26 protein-coding genes are annotated in these 17,382 nt (G+C 44.8%); 13 read left to right on the forward strand and 13 right to left on the reverse strand.

From position 1 onward, the window contains the following. Positions 1-123 precede the first annotated feature (123 nt). A complete protein-coding gene (locus HMPREF9623_RS11620; protein WP_009532298.1) occupies positions 124-492 on the forward strand; it encodes a hypothetical protein in 369 nt (122 codons plus the stop codon). Positions 493-570: 78 nt separating this feature from the next. Here the strand turns inward: HMPREF9623_RS11620 and HMPREF9623_RS11970 are convergent, their stop codons facing one another. Beyond that, complete coding sequence (locus tag HMPREF9623_RS11970; protein WP_306696683.1) at positions 571-702, reverse strand: NUDIX hydrolase; 132 nt, start codon at positions 700-702, stop codon at positions 571-573. Positions 703-1,288: 586 nt separating this feature from the next. Between HMPREF9623_RS11970 and HMPREF9623_RS02375 the strand changes: the two genes are divergently transcribed. From HMPREF9623_RS02375 to HMPREF9623_RS02420, 11 genes are all read left to right on the forward strand, one after another. Next, positions 1,289-1,588 carry a PC4/YdbC family ssDNA-binding protein gene (locus HMPREF9623_RS02375; protein WP_009532299.1) on the forward strand — a complete coding sequence of 100 codons (300 nt, stop codon included), beginning with the start codon at positions 1,289-1,291 and terminating at the stop codon, positions 1,586-1,588. A gap of 23 nt (positions 1,589-1,611) precedes the next feature. Then, a complete protein-coding gene (locus HMPREF9623_RS11975; RefSeq protein WP_009532300.1) occupies positions 1,612-1,737 on the forward strand; it encodes a hypothetical protein in 126 nt (41 codons plus the stop codon). A 2-nt stretch (positions 1,738-1,739) separates the two neighbouring features. Further along, positions 1,740-2,735, forward strand: coding sequence for a hypothetical protein (locus HMPREF9623_RS02380; RefSeq protein WP_009532301.1), 996 nt, complete (start codon positions 1,740-1,742; stop codon positions 2,733-2,735). Between the two features lie 442 nt (positions 2,736-3,177). Beyond that, positions 3,178-3,531: a hypothetical protein gene (locus tag HMPREF9623_RS02390; RefSeq protein WP_009532303.1), complete on the forward strand. Its 354-nt coding sequence runs from the start codon at positions 3,178-3,180 to the stop codon at positions 3,529-3,531. Between the two features lie 2 nt (positions 3,532-3,533). Then, positions 3,534-3,671, forward strand: a complete 138-nt coding sequence (locus tag HMPREF9623_RS11430) for a hypothetical protein (RefSeq protein ID WP_009532304.1) — start codon at positions 3,534-3,536, stop codon at positions 3,669-3,671. Then, on the forward strand, positions 3,664-4,347 hold the full coding sequence (locus HMPREF9623_RS02395) for a hypothetical protein (protein WP_009532305.1): 684 nt from the start codon (positions 3,664-3,666) through the stop codon (positions 4,345-4,347). The genes HMPREF9623_RS11430 and HMPREF9623_RS02395 overlap by 8 nt, the downstream gene beginning before the upstream one ends. 259 nt (positions 4,348-4,606) lie before the next feature. Next, complete coding sequence (locus tag HMPREF9623_RS02400) at positions 4,607-4,909, forward strand: hypothetical protein (RefSeq protein ID WP_009532306.1); 303 nt, start codon at positions 4,607-4,609, stop codon at positions 4,907-4,909. Beyond that, the gene (locus HMPREF9623_RS11110) at positions 4,863-5,288 is read left to right on the forward strand and encodes an HNH endonuclease signature motif containing protein (RefSeq protein ID WP_009532307.1); all 426 of its coding nucleotides are present in this window, start codon (positions 4,863-4,865) and stop codon (positions 5,286-5,288) included. The genes HMPREF9623_RS02400 and HMPREF9623_RS11110 overlap by 47 nt, the downstream gene beginning before the upstream one ends. 176 nt (positions 5,289-5,464) lie before the next feature. Continuing rightward, the gene (locus HMPREF9623_RS02410; RefSeq protein WP_040799210.1) at positions 5,465-5,710 is read left to right on the forward strand and encodes a hypothetical protein; all 246 of its coding nucleotides are present in this window, start codon (positions 5,465-5,467) and stop codon (positions 5,708-5,710) included. Beyond that, positions 5,707-6,246 (forward strand): recombinase family protein, encoded by a 540-nt coding sequence (locus tag HMPREF9623_RS02415; RefSeq protein WP_009532308.1) that lies wholly within the window; start codon positions 5,707-5,709, stop codon positions 6,244-6,246. The genes HMPREF9623_RS02410 and HMPREF9623_RS02415 overlap by 4 nt, the downstream gene beginning before the upstream one ends. Positions 6,247-6,349: 103 nt before the next feature. After that, positions 6,350-7,663 (forward strand): site-specific integrase, encoded by a 1,314-nt coding sequence (locus HMPREF9623_RS02420; protein WP_009532309.1) that lies wholly within the window; start codon positions 6,350-6,352, stop codon positions 7,661-7,663. 45 nt (positions 7,664-7,708) lie between these two features. On the opposite strand, the gene HMPREF9623_RS02425 is transcribed toward HMPREF9623_RS02420, so the two are convergent. Further along, entirely contained in the window at positions 7,709-7,888 is a 180-nt protein-coding gene (locus HMPREF9623_RS02425; protein WP_009532310.1) for a hypothetical protein, read from the reverse strand. A 149-nt stretch (positions 7,889-8,037) separates the two neighbouring features. Between HMPREF9623_RS02425 and HMPREF9623_RS02430 the strand changes: the two genes are divergently transcribed. Next, positions 8,038-8,550, forward strand: a complete 513-nt coding sequence (locus HMPREF9623_RS02430) for a hypothetical protein (RefSeq protein WP_009532311.1) — start codon at positions 8,038-8,040, stop codon at positions 8,548-8,550. A gap of 158 nt (positions 8,551-8,708) precedes the next feature. On the opposite strand, the gene HMPREF9623_RS02435 is transcribed toward HMPREF9623_RS02430, so the two are convergent. The 11 genes from HMPREF9623_RS02435 to HMPREF9623_RS02490 all read right to left on the reverse strand — a co-directional run bounded on the left by HMPREF9623_RS02435 (position 8,709) and on the right by HMPREF9623_RS02490 (position 17,101). Beyond that, on the reverse strand, positions 8,709-9,182 hold the full coding sequence (locus HMPREF9623_RS02435; RefSeq protein WP_009532312.1) for an NUDIX domain-containing protein: 474 nt from the start codon (positions 9,180-9,182) through the stop codon (positions 8,709-8,711). Next, positions 9,179-10,216 (reverse strand): hypothetical protein, encoded by a 1,038-nt coding sequence (locus tag HMPREF9623_RS02440; protein ID WP_009532313.1) that lies wholly within the window; start codon positions 10,214-10,216, stop codon positions 9,179-9,181. Before HMPREF9623_RS02440 ends, HMPREF9623_RS02435 begins: the two co-directional genes overlap by 4 nt. Before the next feature lie 282 nt (positions 10,217-10,498). Then, positions 10,499-10,861 (reverse strand): MmcQ/YjbR family DNA-binding protein, encoded by a 363-nt coding sequence (locus tag HMPREF9623_RS02450; RefSeq protein ID WP_009532314.1) that lies wholly within the window; start codon positions 10,859-10,861, stop codon positions 10,499-10,501. 282 nt (positions 10,862-11,143) lie between these two features. Next, positions 11,144-12,067, reverse strand: a complete 924-nt coding sequence (locus HMPREF9623_RS02455; protein WP_009532315.1) for a ketopantoate reductase family protein — start codon at positions 12,065-12,067, stop codon at positions 11,144-11,146. Continuing rightward, positions 12,064-12,624, reverse strand: coding sequence for a histidine phosphatase family protein (locus HMPREF9623_RS02460; protein WP_009532316.1), 561 nt, complete (start codon positions 12,622-12,624; stop codon positions 12,064-12,066). The genes HMPREF9623_RS02455 and HMPREF9623_RS02460 overlap by 4 nt, the downstream gene beginning before the upstream one ends. A gap of 199 nt (positions 12,625-12,823) precedes the next feature. Next, positions 12,824-13,108, reverse strand: coding sequence for a TIGR04076 family protein (locus tag HMPREF9623_RS02465; protein ID WP_009532317.1), 285 nt, complete (start codon positions 13,106-13,108; stop codon positions 12,824-12,826). 42 nt (positions 13,109-13,150) lie between these two features. After that, positions 13,151-13,723: a hypothetical protein gene (locus HMPREF9623_RS02470; protein WP_009532318.1), complete on the reverse strand. Its 573-nt coding sequence runs from the start codon at positions 13,721-13,723 to the stop codon at positions 13,151-13,153. Positions 13,724-13,820: 97 nt separating this feature from the next. Further along, positions 13,821-14,168, reverse strand: coding sequence for an HIRAN domain-containing protein (locus HMPREF9623_RS02475; protein ID WP_009532319.1), 348 nt, complete (start codon positions 14,166-14,168; stop codon positions 13,821-13,823). Positions 14,169-14,306: 138 nt separating this feature from the next. Next, a complete protein-coding gene (locus HMPREF9623_RS02480) occupies positions 14,307-15,791 on the reverse strand; it encodes an ABC transporter ATP-binding protein (protein WP_009532320.1) in 1,485 nt (494 codons plus the stop codon). Positions 15,792-15,800: 9 nt separating this feature from the next. Continuing rightward, positions 15,801-16,511: an energy-coupling factor transporter transmembrane component T family protein gene (locus HMPREF9623_RS02485; RefSeq protein ID WP_009532321.1), complete on the reverse strand. Its 711-nt coding sequence runs from the start codon at positions 16,509-16,511 to the stop codon at positions 15,801-15,803. Continuing rightward, a complete protein-coding gene (locus HMPREF9623_RS02490; RefSeq protein WP_009532322.1) occupies positions 16,511-17,101 on the reverse strand; it encodes an MptD family putative ECF transporter S component in 591 nt (196 codons plus the stop codon). The genes HMPREF9623_RS02485 and HMPREF9623_RS02490 overlap by 1 nt, the downstream gene beginning before the upstream one ends. Between the last annotated feature and the right edge of the window lie 281 nt (positions 17,102-17,382).

Genomic DNA, 17,382 nt, shown 5'->3' on the forward strand with positions numbered 1-17,382 from the left:
GTAAGAAACACGCTCTGTTTTCTCCTTTTTTTTTGCAATAGATGCTACAATAAATACAGATGAGCAGGGTTCGTTGCACTCTTTTGGTACCGGAAAGCCAGAAGTTTCAGAAAGGAGCAAAGCATGTCAAGAAACCATATTTTATCTCGTGTTTATTTTGTGAGCCTGTTGAGTGTATGCTGCATGTACTTGTGCTGGTGTATTTCTCTCATCCCACTGCAGACCTTGACTCGCCCCGTTCAATTTGTGGAACGCTGGCTCTTTGTTCCGATGCTTATTTCCGGACTAATCACTTTTTTGTTTGACAAAGACAAGTGGTTCACCGGCAAGTTCACCAAGAATTATCATGCCAGTGAACAGTGGAAAGATTTGTATCCGCGCACCTATCGTCTGGAACAAATCACCATCTATCTTATCAGAAATTCCTGGAAGTTTTTCCTGCTACTCTTCCTCGTCTACTGCGTTCTTTACGGAAGCGGAATTCTGAAGTAAGTAAATGAAAGGCGGGTTGGGAATACACGATTCATGTATCCCAACCCGCCTTATTTTTATGCCCATGATTCTAACACTTCATCCGAGAAGCTCTTTTGCCCGCCGCAAAACAGGCAGTTCCCGCTGCGCGAGCAAGCGACCGAGACGGCTGTCCCGCCCTGCCTCATACGCTGCCACGGCCTCTTCGTAGCGAAGTTTTATTTTCTTCAAATTGTGCTTGTTTGTTCAGCAAGTATAATACTGACATCACAAGCAACATAGCAAAAACATAGCATTGAGTTTTACTTTTTGTGAGTCAGAGAAGTTCAACAAAGTATTGCAGTAAAGGCTTTTATAGCATTTATCTCTCATACCGTGCAATACTAAACTGAACAAATGAGTTCCAGTTTATTTGCCCTTAAATTTCTTTGTATTTTACAGATAATCACAACAACTTTATACTATTATATCACTGATTATTTTAGGTATATCACCAGAGGTCCCAAGATGCCCCTAGATTTGATTCTAGATTATAAGACATAAAATTATAGGCTGAATAATTCAAGTAAGTCTGGGGTCACTCTGGAATCTCTGGTGATAATACATAATATATAGCGAAAATCCTACAATGGAAAACGAGGAAAAAAGTTTCAAAAAAGTAGTGTACAAATTTCAAGACCTATGATATGATATATACAGATTAAAAAGACTGGTCAAATTAAATTAATTAGTGCTCAGAGAAGCAAAGTTACCTCAGTTGAGGGTTAACCGGCTTCTCTTTTTTTTTGTTATCTGAAATTAAGCGAAAGGAACAAGGATGATGAACAATACAGCAACAAAGCATGAATTTGCATGCAATGCTGGTAAGGTTACCGAGTACGAAGTAAAGAAACATATTGACACTGTCATGGTGGGCTTTCGTGGATTCTCAAAGGAAGTGTCGATTGTAAAGTGGAACGACAAGAATCCTGTGTTTGATATTAGAGCATGGCGAGTATCTGACAGAGACGGATTGCAATATCCTTTGCGTGGTATCACTTTCTCTAAGGAAGAGTTTATCAAGTTAAGGGAAATCTTGAACAGCATTGATGTGAATTGCATTGATGAATATATTTGAGCAAAGAATATGAGGTATAAATTATGAACGGAGCAAAGATTGAAGAAAGAAACTACTACGCTGAAGGCTACATTACTTTGATTGAAGCAATTATCAAGGAAACCGCTTCAATTATTGAGGACATAAAGAAAGCAATGTGTGAGGTGTGAAAATGGGAAATAAAAAGCTACAAGGTGCAGACGGAATGAATTTTCAACTGCAACTTACAATCAAAGGTTTAGAAAGCATAAATCTTCCAGAGGAAAATCTTATAAATACATCTGGTAATGACATTATGAAAATATCTTGTTGGGGTGGCAAATTATCTGCTTATATAAATTTACCTAACGCAATCAGGCCAAACAATGTGCAGCCATTTCAATTATCTGATTGTATCAAAATCGAATTGGTAAGAAACCAAGTTATTGAGCACATGAGAGCCTATCTGCAAAAGCACTTAAAGGACAAGTATTCTGATGAATTTCTCTCTATGATGAGTGTCACAAAAATGGAATGCAATCTAACGATAAAATGTGTTGGGGATTGTAAGCCAAGGGATGTGATTAGATTATTTGAGAAGTCTTTTGCAAAGGTTACTGTTTATAAGGAAACAGACCCTAACGGAAAAACACACAGGAAACCAGAACGAGGAATCACAACAACCAAGCCCCACGAATGGGTGTTAAAGGTTTATGACAAGACTTTTCAGCAAAGGCAAGCAGGCAATCTTAAAGTTGAATCAAATATGATTCGTGTGGAATTGGTGTTCTTAGACAGAATGCTTGATCGTATGTATTCAAACAAAAAATCATTAGAGGACATTCTCACAAGGAAAGCAATCAAAGCATTGATTGACCAGTACCAAGTAACTTTTGATGAAATATGCAAAAAGAATGTTACCCCTATGCTGAATGCCTGCGTACAAGATGTATTTGAAACTTTGACACAATCTGATTCTGGAAATGAAATCAGTGATACCTTGATTAAGTGCAAGGAATTGATTGTAGATATTGAGATATTACGCAATGCTTTGAAAAAATGGTATGAGTTTAGGAAAGCACCAGATAATTCCAAACGAATGGTATCATACTACCGCAATGGTGGAAAGTTCGATATTCCCTCTGATGTGCTCAAAACATTAAAACTTATGCACAATTCACTGGGATAAAACAGGGCCAAAAGGTCATATAATTTGTTACCCTGTGACCCCAAACTTGAAAAACTGCAAATCTCATAAACTGAGCAAAAGTCATTGTTCATTGGGGTGTAAAAGGTATTTCATAAAGAATTTGAGCAAATTGCAAAAATCAAATCTTGTCCATAATTATATGAGACGGAGACTACAACTGTTAACAGTACATTTACAATAAGGGGGTGTTTACTAATGCAAGTAGAACGCATATCAGCAGACATTACATTGAAACGCAAACCAAAGACAGGAAAGCAAGCCTATAATATGCTGATTGAATCTCTCAAAGCAGAGATACAGGAAAAACAGAAGATTTTATCTAATCTCACACAAGATAATGTGAAACAGAAATTCATAGAGAACTGGAATCCTACAACAAGGAGCGTGAACATCTATGATATGTAGAAAGGAGTGATTTTCTATGCCTTATGCTAAAGGACAAAGCGGTAATCTGAAAGGTAGACCAAAGCAAACCGAAGAGCAGAAATCACAAAAGGAGCAATTTCAAAGGTTGCTTAAATCTTCTACCGTTGAAGCTCTGCAAAGCATAATCCAGATTGCCAGTGACAGATACAACAAGGACCGATTCAATGCTTGTAAGTATATCATTGACAAAGCTTATGGTGCGAATACTGCTTTTCTTTTAGACGGTACAGAAGATACTGCTCCTACTGTAATTAAGATTGTTCCATACGGTAAAGAAAACGAGGACGATGAAGCTTGGGCTTGGGAACAGGAATGGAACAATGCCCCAGATGAAAATGAGGACGAATAATTATGGTTAAGATTACAAACGGAACAGTTACCACGGAGGTAACCAAAGGCGCGTATGATACATTCTACAAGAAACAAAGCTTTGTGATTGTGTCAGACGAACACGAAAATATTGAATGGGAGGAAGAAGAAAATGACTAAAATCAATACAATTGCAAACAACGGACTAACTATCGTTGAGAACTACAATAAACTGCTCGATCAGTTCAGAAAAGCAAAGACCATTGATGATGTGCGTATTCTGGTTGCAAGTGCTAAGGATTTTATTTCTGTGTATAAGCGTGTAGATAAGAACATGGTAAATGAAATCTATGACAAACTCCAGAGCAAATTACAAGATATGGTTGCTGAAAATGCTTTTGTGTATGACCGCATGAATAGCAGGGTTGAGGAAATCCGTAATCGTGGTTATGACTATGTAAATGAAAAGAACGATACACAAGCTGTGCAGAACAAAGCACTTCAGCTTATGTCTCAAATGCCTAAGGTAATGAACAGCAATCATGCAAACCGTATTACTAAGGTTTTGACAGATTCTATCAATTCTGGTGTTATCGGTAGCAAGGCTGTTCTGGAACTGCTTAAATATCCTGCTTATGCTGATATGGTATCTGCAAAGATTAGGGAGCGTGCTTTTGAGGGTAGCAAATCTTCTGCTGAACAGGCTTTTGACAGATTAAAAGAATCTGAACTAAAAGAGGCTGAACAGGGACTTGCTTCTGTGTATCTGCAAGGCTTTCACCTTAGAAACATTGAAAAACAGGTCAATGCGTTTAAGAAGCCTTCCGCATGGAATCCGGACGAACAGACAACATAAAGGATAAGCCCAGAATAACACAGGATAATCCAGATTGAATCATAAGTCATTAGGTAATGGATTTATATGGCTAAAATCAAAAGTCACTCAGAAGCCATCTGAGAATCTCTGGGGGTAAACATAAAACTGAGAATAAAATAAATCGGTTACTAAAGAATAGTCCAGTTGCCCAGATGGAGCAAACACAAAACATGGACAACAATACAATAGTTCAGTTGAATTTGTATTCGCGTCCCCCAATCGAACGGGAGAATACAAAATGACAAAGAAATACTATACAAATAATACGAACATTTTACCAGAGAAGGAGTTTAACTTTATTGTATCAGATGTACGCATTCCTCGTATGGTGCCTTTACAGACTCTTGCAGATGAATCTGGTATTTCGTATAAAGCACTTTGGCAGATGTGCAAACAGAACAAAATCGTGCATATTAAGTCCGGTAATAAGTTTCTTGTGAATGTAGACAAATTCGTTGAATATCTTAATGCCGGCGAATTGGAGGTTGAGAACGATGATAAAATTGAAACGAGAGGTAGAAAGCTTAAAGACACAGCATAATGATTCTATTGAGTGGGAGCAAGCCCAGGGATTTTCAAAGTACCTTATTTCTACTGACGGGCAGGTTTATAGCCTTAAGAGTGACAGGCTTTTACCACAAGGTATTACAAATAGAGGGTATAAACAGGTTGATGTGTGCAATGATGAGGGAATCAAAAAACACATGAGAGTTCACAGGTTAGTTTACATGGCACATATAGGTGCAATTCCAGAGGGTATGCAAATCAATCATAAGGACGAGAACAAAGTAAATAACTGCATTGACAACCTGGAACTTATGACAAACAGGGAAAATTGTAGTTATGGTACTCGTAACGCACGAATCAGTAAATCCATGAAAATATACAGAGAAAAACAGCGAGCAATGGCTACTTGTTGATGTGGTATCAGAATTTATAAAATATGATACTATCTCTAAAGGCTTAAAAATAGGATTCAAAAAGTACACAATAAAACTTTTGATTATTCTCAAAAAAGAGGTGTACTTTTTGATACCTGCCTGATATGATTAAGTTAGAAACGAACTGACGTTCGATAAAGGAAAGAGGTGTTCAGTTGAACGATAAGTTTAAGGCAAGAAGCCATTTGAAAGCACAATTCCCTAACAGATATAAAATAATCTGTAAAGACTGCACTTTTAGAGATAAATCAACAATTACAATGCATGGGAAAGTTATTCCTGTCGGTGTAACAAAAGCATTCTGTGACAAGTACAGAAAACCCCCTCATAGCAATGGGAAACCACATGATGTTCTATTCAATGAAGCTATATGTGAGTATTACGAGGAGGAAAAGCTATGAAGTATGTTGCATATCACAGAACAAGTACAAAAGAGCAGCATTTAGACCGAGGCATTACAGAAATCAAGAAGTACTGTGATGAAAATGGAATCTCTTTATACAAGGATAAAATCTACACAGACCAGCAAACAGGAAAGAACTTCAACAGACCACGATACATTATGCTGAAAGATGAGATTCTTGAAAGCGGTGATGTTCTGATCGTTACTGAACTTGACCGTTTAGGAAGAAACAAAGAAGCTACACTAAAAGAGTTGCAATTCTTCAAGGATAATGGTATTCGCGTTATGGTGTTAGAATTACCCACAACATTGATTGACCTGTCAACTATGGAAAACTCAATGGCTCGTATGATGTTAGAGACTATCAATAATATGATGATTGAGTTGTATGCAAGCATGGCACAGGCCGAGATTGAGAAAAAAGAGAAAAGACAGCGAGAAGGCATTGAACAGAAAAAGCTCGTGGAGAATGGGACGATTATGGCAGACCAAGAGTTATGGAACTTGAAGAATTTGCTACCCACTATCGCTTAGTACAGCAAGGAGAAAAGAAACCATTTGAACTGATGAAAGAATTAGGAATGACGAAGCCTACCTACTATCGTTACAAAAATCAAATCGAGAAAGGGTGTTAAGAATGGCATCACTAAAGAGAGTTCAACATAAAAGTGGTAGAGTTGTTTATCGCATTGTAATCTGTATGGGTTATGATAAAAAAGGAAACAAACTGGTTAAGAATCTTACATATTCCGTTAATCAGTCAGCAACACCCAAACAACAAGAACGAGAAGCGAAAAAGTATGCCATGGATATGGAAGATAAATTAAAATATGGCTATGACTTCAACTCAGAAAAAATGTCATTTGAAGATTTTTCATACAAATGGCTTGAGAGTGTTAAAGATAACATTGCTTATGGTACCTACGCAGGATACAAGCAGGTATTAGAGAGCAGAATCATTCCTTACTTTAAGGGGAGCAAGATTGCTCATATCAAAACATCACACATTGAAGCATTTTACAGAACTCTGGTTGATGACTATTCAACAGGCACCATAAAGAGATTTGCTAATGTGTTGAATCTGATTTTTAAGACAGCCAAGCGTTACAGCATGATTGAAAACAATCCTTGCCAAGACGCACAAAAGCCAAAGAGAAAAGACGAGGATGCGGGATTAAAGTTCTTTACTCCAAAGCAAGCATTGATGTTTATAAAATCTCTGGGTATGTCATACGAGGTAACCTATAAAGGCCATCAGCGTATTGACGATACAGGTAAACCATACTGTGTGAATGAGTACACAGAATCCTATACTGTGCCGACACAATATAAGGTGTTCTTCACTCTCTCATTATTCTGTGGATTCAGAAGAGGAGAAACGCTTGCTTTGCATTGGAATGACATTGATTTTAAGGAGAAGAAAATCTCTATTTCTAAATCGGTGGGTATGACGGAAAATGGATTTGATTATAAAGAACCGAAAACAAAGAAATCTGTCAGAAAGGTATCTATTCCAGATGATGTAATTCCACTTTTGAAGCAGTATCACTTTGAGTACACACAGACACGATTTAGTCAAGGTACTGCGTGGCAAGGCGATTTCAGCAATGGCGGTAATCTGTTCATTCAAGCAGACGGAAAACTTATGGGGCATACAACACCTTATCAGTATTTCACAAAGCATTTACACCGTTATAACGAATGGGTGAAGAATAATCCAGATAAAGCAAAAGCCGAGGGATTAAAGGAATTACCGATTATTCCGCTTCATGGGTTGAGACATTCATGTGCTACCCTACTCAATTATCTGGAAATCAACATCATTGAAATATCAAAGACATTAGGACATTCAACCTGCTCAACAACAATGAACATCTATGCTCACAGCTTTGAGGAACAGCAAGAGGAAGTAGCAACAAAGATAAATGAGTTCTTGCGATTGAACGCATAAATAATTGAGAGCCAGAGGACAAAACCAAAGGCTCTCATTTAGTCATCATTCATCTTTCAATTCCATGTGGTCAAGGGCATATTGTAAAGCCATGCTGATAAGCTCATTACGAGAACGATTAGTTTTAGCTGCCAAATCGTTATATTCCTCTTGTAAAGCTCTATCTATGCGTATCGTCATTGTGACAGATTTGTCTTCTTTGGGTGTGACGATAAATTTCTCCATAATGCAACTCCTCCATTGATTTTAATTGCATTATAGTATTGATAAAGCCTATAAAACTATGACACAATAGTGAGTTGAAATTCTACTGTATTTTTGTGTTACATTCTGCTATAATGCTAATATCAACCAAAACTGGGAGGTATGGCATTATGAAAGATAAAGCAACCAAAAACAAAGTCAAAAGACCGATTTATAAGAGGTGGTGGTTTTGGGTAATCATTGTTGTTATTCTGTCCGCTATCTTCGGAACCAGTGGAGAAAAAGACGGTATCGAGGACAGAGCAAAGGACACAATCAATTCAGCGGAACAACAGACTGAGGAAAAGCAAGAGACGGAAACCAAAAGCGACACTTTGCCAACATTGATTGACGGTGGTTGTAGAGCATTGACAAAGAATTTTGTTGAGGGTGCTATTGGGGAAGAATATTCCATGTTCGCATACAATGTAGAAGAATTTGAGTTAGACGAGAACGAAAACGGTACAATCAAAATCCTATATCTACCATCTAACGCAGGCGAAGAAGGAGCAACAAAGGTAAACTTGACAATTTCCCTTAAAGACGGGGCATACAAAATCGAATATGCAATGCTGTCTGGATTGTATGAAGTGGATCTTACGCAAGTTTCAAAAAAATATACTGAGTTAATTACATCAGACTAACAAAGAAAGCCTTGACCGTTTTATAAGTCAAGGCTTCTCTTATTTTATACTATCGTAATACTAAACTTACGGTGTGATATGGTGTGATAGACCGAGTTAGGGAAAGCAGAAATCCTCAGAAGGTAATACGGGTATCACTTACGGAGAGTTATGGAGAGCTAGGGCGAGTTCCTGTTAATCTTCTTCAGATGAAACTCCTCTTCTTCATCCCGGGTGAGTTTGGTCTCACCGAAGGACTTTACCCAGCCGAGAAAATAATGGTTTAAGTTATGGCGATGCACAAGATTATAGTAATCGCTGACCAGTCCGAGCTTACAGAGTATCTCGACCTCCGCGCCGAGTTCTTCTTTGAGTTCCCGCCGTATCGCCGCTTCCGACGACTCCCCTTCTTCCACACCGCCGCCGGAGGTCTCGATCAGCGTCACCGTTCCGAATTCATCCGCTCGCTCCATGCGCACAAAGTAGTAATTCTCTTCGTCATCCACCACGATGGCTCTCGCAATCTGCCTGTCGTGATCCGTGTAAGTAAAAGGCCACTCCTTGTCCTCAAATTCCAGATAGAGTCCCTCATTTCCGCTCTGTTTCGCCCGTAGTTTCTCAAATTTATCTTCATTCATGTTATCTTCATTCATGATTCTCCTCCGGGCAAGCCTTCTTCAAACTGCAACACTCTTCCGAGCCGTTCTGAAAGCTGAATCTTGTTTGCAACCCGATCAAATATCCGGAATATTCCGAAAATCGCTAAACCTCCAAAGAACATAATCAGATAGTTTACCCCAAGGGAGAGTAGAAAAACCTTCACCCATCCATACTGTTCATTCAGCGACACAAAGCGGTAGATGAAACCCGCCCCAAGTCCCTGGCTAAAGAAAAAGCAGAGGGAATGCCTTCCGAGAAACCGGATAAAACCGCAGCGATGAATCCACTTACTTCCATACTGCCAAAGGAAGAAACAAGTCCAGATGGACAGCATGGCTTCAGTCCAATAAATGAAATGCGGAGGAAACTTGACTCCTTGGATATTCAAGAAATTCAGTCCCATCATACGACTTATGCCAATCCAGAGTGTTGCGAAAAACGCCATTCCTAAAAGATATGCTTTCAGAGTGAGATGAGCTGTCGGTTTTGTGAGATAACCTATCATGAAAAAAGAGAGATAGCAAAGCTGCATTCTGCTAAGTCCAAAAAAGCTGTCCACCTCGCTAAAGGAAGCATATGCCAGTCCAAGCACAAGAAACAACACAAAGGACCATTTGGAGCGGCCTGAAAATTGTACTCTTTTATCCAGCTCTTGCAGTATCCCCGCAACCAGAACAACCACGACATACATCCGCATATACCACATCGACTGGAAAAAGACAGCTAAATCATTTACTTCCAGAGAATAGAACATTAATCCCTGTAAATATTGTGTGGGAGTCACCGCACTTCTTCCACAGATAATGCGATATCCGAATACAACCAGAGTGCTTATCAACACCCATTTCAGCCAGATATTCAAGAGACCGGCAAAAACGGACGAGAGGCCGCTTCGATGCTGTGCACTGCGCCCCGCAAGAAAAACCAAGAGAGGCATCTCGTACAACAAACAGATGGTGCGCATAATTTCCGGCACATAGCTCTGACCGGAAAAATAACAGGTATGCGCAAGAACCACTTCCAACATCACGAGGCCACGATAAAAGTCAAATTTTTCATCTCGTTTTTTTACTTTTAATTCTTTTCGATCAACATTTTTTTTCTATAGCCCCGACTTTCATAGTACTATCAGACATTTTCATCTCCCATTCTTCTATTCTTAACGCGCCTTTTAAAAGACTATCATACTCCCATGCAAAGTCAAATTTCTTTTTTCTCGTTGCTAACCCTTATACTTTCATCCTTATTCTCAGAAATTTCGGCTTGGTAATCTGCAAAAGTAAGTAACAAGCCTATATCTGTTTCTCAATCAGCCACGCTTTTTCGGTCCCGTCAATTCGTAGCTCAGCGCAAGCAAATCGGCGATAGCCGCATCGAGCGCCGGGGCACCGAGGCATACACTGAGCCACTTCTCCTTGTTCATGTGGTAGGCGGGGAAATAGCCCGCCTGCGTGCGGAGTGAGGCAAGCAACACCGGGTCGCACTTCACATTCAGAAGTTCTATCTCCCCTGTTTCCGTCAGTCCGAGTTTCGACGCGGCAACCTTCAAAACCACAGCGTACCACTTCTCGTTGTCCTTTCGCCGGAGCACGGCGTTATCATCCTGCCAAGGATACTCCGGCGCTGTGCCGTATTTTTGCTGCGCGAGGACAAATAATTCTTGCCGGGTCATACCTTCCCTCCCTGTGAAATTATCTCAGTCCATTCTAGCACCAAACACAAGTACAGGCTTTCCACAAGGCAAAATCGAAACATTGGATTGAAGCCAACGAGGTTTGACCTTGTCCCGATGTAGACTCCCGCCCATCACAAGAAAAGACCGCTTTTGCGGTCTTTTCTCTCTTACCGATACCCGGTTTTACTGAAATTCCGATAGACTGCCCACAGTGCTTATTGCGCACTGCGCGGCTTCTCGCGTAGCTCCGAGTCGTGGCCTACCCCTCCGTGCTTGCTATCAAGCTTTCATTACATTGTTCCGCTTGTCAAGCAGCTGTGTACCTCTCCCTGTTTTCCGGAGAAATGCATAAAGCTGTCGGTGCAGCTGCCGCATCTCATCCGGTGCCTTCATCGAATGGCGGTACATGAAAAGCGCACCGAAACGGCTTCGGTACACCAGCCTCAGCGCCATGGCAAGCAAAGGCAGGGGACAGAAGCAAAAGAGCTGCAGCTTGGCCGGAGAGAGGCTGATGCCCCGCCGTTTCAGCGCCCTCATGTTTCGCCGGAGCCGCCTCGCTGTCCTATCCATGAGCGCACTTTCTTCACCGGCGTATGCGGGGCTCTTTGCCTCATAATAGGCATCTGCGAGCGGGACAACCAGTGCGAGGTGGCAGAGCTGCCAGCACCGCATGTCCGCGACCTGTTGACATGGGATGCCCGCCCTTCGAAACAGCCGCTTTAAATGCCGTGCTTCTTCCCTCTGCTCCGGACGTAGCACAGCAAAGGTCGTCGGCTGAACCAGCCTTGGCGTAAGCGCCGCTTCTAAGATACCGTTTTCAAAGCCGCCGCCCGCGCCGGGAAAGGCCGGGAGTATTCTGCCCGTGCCACAGAGTTCTTCCCAGTCCGCATAGTCCTGAAGCGTGTTAACCATGGTCACAATGGTGGGACTCTGATTCACTCTTAATTCGAGCAGCGCCGCTCTCGCCTGCATCTCCCGCACCGCAAGGAAAATAAAGTCGTAGACATCGTCCTCACGCAGCCTTGAAAGCAGGGTAATTTCGGCTCTGCGGCAGTGCCCGTTCTTTCGGTAGCGTAGCCCCTCCCGCTTTAACTCCGCAAGCCGCTCACCCCGCGCATAAACAGCGGTCGGTATGCCCGCCTCGGCAAAGAGCGCGGCGTAGAGTGAGCCGATGACACCCGCGCCGTAGATCAGGACTCTCATGCCTCTTCCGGATAGCAGTAGGTACGGAGAGCTGCATTCCGAATTCCGAAGGAGGCGAATTCCCCGTTATCCATGTCGCGGAAATACGACTCCACCATGCGGGAGATGCCGTTATGTGCGACCAGCAGATAGGTATGGTCGGCATCCGCCCGCACATCGTCCAACAGATTGTAGATGCGCTGCGCGAGCCGTAGCATGGACTCACCTGTCCCGAAGCTATCAATAAAGTTTTCCTTGGCGCGCTGAAAGCCCTCGCCGTCCCGGGCTGTCCCCTCCCAGATGCCGAAGTTCTGCTCCCGGAGGCGCGGCTCGATCGCGAGCGGCAGTTTGAGTATGTCTGCGATTTCCTGCGCGGTATCCCGCGCGCGGCTAAGCGGCGAACAGAGCATACGGTCAATTTGCAATTCGCCCGCGTCCATGCGCGCTTTGATCTCTCTGCCGATGACGCGCGCCTGCTCCCGCCCCCGTTCCGTCAGGGCACTTTCCGTGGCCCCACAGATTTTATTTTCCACATTCCAGACCGTCTCTCCATGCCGCACAAAATATACGTTCCGCATCTCTGACTCCTCTCCGCTCTCAAGCGGCAAGTTCTCTTCTTTCCGACAACAAGTTCTGCATCCGATTGCTACGGATTTTCTTGCATTTTAGCAGAATTTCGCCGACCTTGTCTGCTCTTTCCGCCGCATAAAAGAAAAGCGCCGACGTATCGCTGACACTTTTCCGCGTTTGCTCCCTTCCGTGTCTCACTGTTTTCTGTCACGGTCGGTTTTCTTCCTCTTTCACGACTTCCGCCCGGAATACCATAATCGTGTCCGCATCGGAGCAGCAAAACTCCGCAACTCCTTCCGGCTGTCCCGGCAATTTGCCGCCGTAGCGAAGAATGTCAATATAGGGAAAGGCACAGTGCATCGCCATCGGACAGAGCTCCCCCCGCTCCGTGTCATAGTCAAAGGTCTGTCCGATCCGGTGACCGCGATGGCAGCCCATCTTGCCGCGCCGGTCAATGACCGTCAGTTTAATCTTAGGTCTCTTCTGTCCCATGCTGTCCTCCCTGTCTGTTTTGTCCTAAAAAAGGGCTCTGATTCAGGCCTGATTTCCGGTGAGCTGCAATTCCTCTGCGTGTTCCTTCATGCCTGCAATCGCGATTTCCGCGACCTCTTTGATGTCCATACCGAGCATCTCGCAACCCTTCAGGATAATCTCGCGATTACACTTTGCGGCAAAGCCCTTGCTCTTAAACTTTTTCATAAAACTCTTGATGTCCATGTCAGCGATGCCGTTCGGGCGCATGCGCGCCGCCGCCTGAATAATGCCGCTCAGTTCATCGACCGTGTAGAGACTCTTCTCCATCTTGCTCTTCGGCTCGACCTCGTTCCGGTGCCCGTAGCCGTGGCTTAATATGGCACGCACATCTTCCGCAGGCACGCCCTCTGCGAGCAGTTCCCGCTCAGTGTGCAGAAGATGTTCTTCCGGAAACTTCTCATAGTCGTAATCGTGGAGGTAGCCGACCGCCTCCCAGTGCTCCCTGTCCTCACCGAAGTGCACAGCCATCGCGCCCATGCAAGCCGCCACATTCGCCGCATGCAGCTTTAAATGCGCCTCGGAGACCATTGTGTCATTGATTCGTTTTGCCTCCGCAATCGTCAACTTTTCCATGCTGTAGAATCTCCTCTCTTCCGCTTTTACTCGGCCTCTCGACTTATTCATTCCTTTCAGTTTAGCACAAGAGACGCACAAAAATGCGCCCGAAGTGTTACTTTTTCGGGCGCATCGCGTTTCGCGGTAAAGATGGTTTCTCTCCTTCTTCTCCCTGCACAAGCGTGCAAAGCACTCCCTGCGGCAGGACATAGAGCACTTTCCCCTCCGCAGCGTCTCCGATTTTATCGTAGAGTCGCCCTGCGCTGTAGCTGTCTCCGATTACGGAGTGCGGACTGTTCGCGACATAGCCCACTTTCCCGAGCCCCTCGAGCTCCACGCGGATTGCCTCCTTGTCCGCCTTGTTATCCGGCTCCTTGATGAGTCGAAGCTTTATCTCCGGCTTAAAATACTCGTTTCCGTAGTAGTAATTGGTCCCCGTAACGGTGAAATAGATCGGATTCATTTTGCTGCCTCCTCTGCTTTTCTTATGTTTCCAGTCTACCACCCCGCATGTCCCGAAAAGCGGACACAATCAAAGCAAAAAGCGGACTGCCTTTCAACAGTCCGCCGGTCCGCCTTTTGCTCTCAACTTCGCCGTGATTCAATCTTTGCTTTCCGAGCCGTTTCCTCTGTCATGTGTTTCCGCTGTGCGCTTCCGAAATGTCTCCAAATCCAGGCATTCCGTCGCGACTTCCTGTAAAAAGGCGGTGTCGTGGGAAACTACAAAGAGAATTCTGTCCTCCCGCTGTTGCTGTTTTAAGAGCGCCGCGATGCGCAGCATGTTTTTACGATCCATGCCGCTGGTCGGCTCGTCAAAATAGAAAAAGTTCGCGTCCTTAAGGAGGCAGGTCGCAAGCGCCAGTCTCTGCTTTTGTCCGCCGGAAAGACTCATGGGATGGCGCTCTTTGCATTCCGCGAGACCGAGCGCCTGCAGTAGAGTTTCGATTTCGCGCTGCGCTGCCTCTTCCGCTGCCTTTTCTCGCATCTCCCCCGCTGTTTTCTCTCTCCGGCATCTCCCCTTCCATGCAAGCAGCAATTCTTCCTCGACCGAATCCGTGAACAGTTGGCTGTTGACATCCTGCATGACCAGAGCAGAGCGTGATATGCGCTCACGCCCGGACAACGGCTTTCCCCGAAGCGTAATGCGACTCTTCTTCGGCGCCTCCAGTCCCGTCATTGCGCGGAGCAGCGTGGATTTTCCGCAGCCGTTTTCACCGACGATGCCGTAGATTTTTCCAAAGGAAAAGGAGACCTGACTGAGCTTCAGTTCTTCGCCCCGCCGGAAGGGGCAGCAGAGTGTTTCCACGGTCAGCTGCCCCTCGTTTTTCCACGCTGGAAGCCGAAGCACGGGCTTTTCCCTGCTCCGAAGTCCCATATCCGCAAGCTCGTCCTCGGAAAGGGAAAGAAATTCTTCCCGCGAGAACGCCCTGTCTATCTTCCCCGCCTCCAGGAAAATCAGGCGATCCATGAGTTCCGTCAGGTAGTGGAGCCTGTGCTCCGCGATGAGGAGGGCTATGCCCTTTTCCTTTAACATCGGCAGCATTTTCCGAAGAACCGCAATCGAAGCCTCATCCAGATTGGAAGAAGGTTCATCCATGACAATGAGCTTGCAGCCCGCGAGGTAACAGGAGGCGACCGATAATATCTGTTTTTCGCCGCCGGAGAGCGCAAAGATATTTCGCCCGAGGAGGTGTTCTATGGGGAATATTTTCAGTAAGTCCTCCATGCGCCTATCCATCTCCGCGCGATCTAGCCCCATGTTCTCCATGTAAAAGAGCAGTTCCAGCGTTGTATTCACATTGAAAAAGTGTGTCTTCGGATTCTGAAACACACTCGCGATTTGCAGCGCAATCCGATAAATCGGCAGGGTTTCGATATTCCCCCCATCGAAGCGTATATGTCCCTTTCCCACGCCTTGATGATAGTGAAAGGCGAGGCCGTTGATTGCATGAATCAGAGAGGACTTACCGCTGCCGCTCTCCCCTGTGACCACCAGGCACTCCCCAGCTTTTAAGGAGAGGCTGATGTCTTTTAAGACCGGCTCTCCCTCCCCGTAGGAAAGTGAAAAATTCTCTATCTCAAGCATGGCTTCCTCCTAACGCAATACAATCCAGCCGAGCAACATGAGCCCGCCCATGGAAAGCGCGTACACGACATCCACCGGCTGTAAGCGCGCTGTCGTGTATCTTGTCTTCGGCACCGGATTCTCAATGCACTTACACTCCGCCGCCTTTGCGATATCCTCCGCAATGTTGGAAGAGATGATGAGCAGCGGAACGGTCACATACTCAAGATAGCGCAGCGGATTCCGCGTTCGTATGCCGCGTATCTTCATGGCCATCGCAATGTTACGCCGCTCCGCGGCAAAGGACGGGAAAAAGCGGAACATGACCGCGACCGGGATGGAAATACTCTCAGGAATGTGCAGATAATCCATGGATGCCAGTATGCTCCCCACATCCGAAGTCTTCATGAGGAAACGACCGCTTGCGACGGGAAAGTAGAGTAGGCGTATCATGTAGGGCACGGTCAAAAACATCTTTAAAAGAATCGGGAGCGCATACAGCTTCGGAAAACTCGGAAAGGCGCAGAGCAGCGCAAAGAGGACTGCGTTTTGCACCGCGCTTTTCTGGTCGCCGTTTAAGAGATAAAAGAGCGAGAGTAAGAGAACAATACTCCACTCCGCATAAAGGTGGAGGGGGTGCACAATGGTTAAGCCGAAAAACCCCATAACGAGTAATTTCGTTATGGGATTCGGATTGAAGGGACTTTGCAGACTTTCCCAGGGTTTTAACTGCCGCTCCATCAGACAATGCCCGCCTTTTCGAAGTGCTTTCTTAAGAGCTTGCGCCCGAGAAACGCGCCGACTGTGCCGCCGAGCACAGCGCCTAGGTATACGAACCCCATGTTCCGGACACTGATTAGTTGTTTAAGGGCTTCTGTGTACTCTCTTCCCATTTCCGCCTCGGTGAGCTCTAAATAACGCTCCTTCATCACAAGCATTTGCAGAAGAGAACTGCAGAGAATGGTCGCCATGACCACATATGCAAGCATGTTATAGCGCAGAGAGCGGTACTTTCCAATACGCCGTATGCCCTCCGCAACCAGCATAGTAACAAGCGCTACGCCGGGCACCAGAAGCGTATGTCCGAATAGAAACATAATAATCGGGGTGATCATACCGAAAATCACGAGTGCCCAGGGCTTTTGTACTTTTGCCATAAAGAGCAGAACAATGGGGCCTCCTACCACGCCGAACACCGTCGGATAAAAGAGATAGAGGATCGGTACCACGCCCATCATGCCGACCGCAAACATACAGACAAAATAAATCACACCGAACACGCCTATGGTCACCAAATCCCTGACTTCCAGTCTCGTCTTACTCTGACTCATTTGTACCCTCCTCTTTTTTTGCAAGCCAGCCGAGTCTAAGCTGTTTTGGTCGTTTTTTCGGGAACTTAAGTCGGCGGCTCGCTATGGTTTATGCTATTTAACCATTCGTTAGGAGTATATAACCATGCTTTTTCCGTGTCAATCGGAGCCGCAATTTCTTTTTTCTCCGCTCTTTTTCTGTCCGGAAAAACGGACCGGATTCTTCCCTTGTCCCCTTGCTTCTGCTATATTGAAAACAGAAAAAGCCGCTCTGATATGCGGCTTTCAGCGGGAGGTTTGAT

The sequence above is a fragment of the Stomatobaculum longum genome (genome assembly GCA_000242235.1).
Classification (GTDB): domain Bacteria; phylum Bacillota; class Clostridia; order Lachnospirales; family Lachnospiraceae; genus Moryella; species Moryella longum.

Coding starts and splice junctions, on each gene's coding strand:
- HMPREF9623_RS02465 (WP_009532317.1), bottom strand. CDS start 13,108: ATGGGACAGAAGAGACCTAAGATTAAACTGACGGTCATTGACCGGCGC.
- HMPREF9623_RS02475 (WP_009532319.1), bottom strand. CDS start 14,168: ATGAATCCGATCTATTTCACCGTTACGGGGACCAATTACTACTACGGA.
- HMPREF9623_RS02430 (WP_009532311.1), top strand. CDS start 8,038: ATGAAAGATAAAGCAACCAAAAACAAAGTCAAAAGACCGATTTATAAG.
- HMPREF9623_RS02380 (WP_009532301.1), top strand. CDS start 1,740: ATGGGAAATAAAAAGCTACAAGGTGCAGACGGAATGAATTTTCAACTG.
- HMPREF9623_RS11110 (WP_009532307.1), top strand. CDS start 4,863: ATGATAAAATTGAAACGAGAGGTAGAAAGCTTAAAGACACAGCATAAT.
- HMPREF9623_RS02450 (WP_009532314.1), bottom strand. CDS start 10,861: ATGACCCGGCAAGAATTATTTGTCCTCGCGCAGCAAAAATACGGCACA.
- HMPREF9623_RS02480 (WP_009532320.1), bottom strand. CDS start 15,791: ATGCTTGAGATAGAGAATTTTTCACTTTCCTACGGGGAGGGAGAGCCG.
- HMPREF9623_RS02400 (WP_009532306.1), top strand. CDS start 4,607: ATGACAAAGAAATACTATACAAATAATACGAACATTTTACCAGAGAAG.
- HMPREF9623_RS02490 (WP_009532322.1), bottom strand. CDS start 17,101: ATGAGTCAGAGTAAGACGAGACTGGAAGTCAGGGATTTGGTGACCATA.
- HMPREF9623_RS11620 (WP_009532298.1), top strand. CDS start 124: ATGTCAAGAAACCATATTTTATCTCGTGTTTATTTTGTGAGCCTGTTG.
- HMPREF9623_RS02435 (WP_009532312.1), bottom strand. CDS start 9,182: ATGAATGAAGATAACATGAATGAAGATAAATTTGAGAAACTACGGGCG.
- HMPREF9623_RS02485 (WP_009532321.1), bottom strand. CDS start 16,511: ATGGAGCGGCAGTTAAAACCCTGGGAAAGTCTGCAAAGTCCCTTCAAT.
- HMPREF9623_RS02470 (WP_009532318.1), bottom strand. CDS start 13,723: ATGGAAAAGTTGACGATTGCGGAGGCAAAACGAATCAATGACACAATG.
- HMPREF9623_RS02455 (WP_009532315.1), bottom strand. CDS start 12,067: ATGAGAGTCCTGATCTACGGCGCGGGTGTCATCGGCTCACTCTACGCC.
- HMPREF9623_RS02415 (WP_009532308.1), top strand. CDS start 5,707: ATGAAGTATGTTGCATATCACAGAACAAGTACAAAAGAGCAGCATTTA.
- HMPREF9623_RS11975 (WP_009532300.1), top strand. CDS start 1,612: ATGAACGGAGCAAAGATTGAAGAAAGAAACTACTACGCTGAAGGCTAC.
- HMPREF9623_RS02375 (WP_009532299.1), top strand. CDS start 1,289: ATGATGAACAATACAGCAACAAAGCATGAATTTGCATGCAATGCTGGT.
- HMPREF9623_RS11430 (WP_009532304.1), top strand. CDS start 3,534: ATGGTTAAGATTACAAACGGAACAGTTACCACGGAGGTAACCAAAGGC.
- HMPREF9623_RS02390 (WP_009532303.1), top strand. CDS start 3,178: ATGCCTTATGCTAAAGGACAAAGCGGTAATCTGAAAGGTAGACCAAAG.
- HMPREF9623_RS02440 (WP_009532313.1), bottom strand. CDS start 10,216: ATGTTGGAAGTGGTTCTTGCGCATACCTGTTATTTTTCCGGTCAGAGC.
- HMPREF9623_RS02395 (WP_009532305.1), top strand. CDS start 3,664: ATGACTAAAATCAATACAATTGCAAACAACGGACTAACTATCGTTGAG.
- HMPREF9623_RS02460 (WP_009532316.1), bottom strand. CDS start 12,624: ATGCGGAACGTATATTTTGTGCGGCATGGAGAGACGGTCTGGAATGTG.
- HMPREF9623_RS02425 (WP_009532310.1), bottom strand. CDS start 7,888: ATGGAGAAATTTATCGTCACACCCAAAGAAGACAAATCTGTCACAATG.
- HMPREF9623_RS02420 (WP_009532309.1), top strand. CDS start 6,350: ATGGCATCACTAAAGAGAGTTCAACATAAAAGTGGTAGAGTTGTTTAT.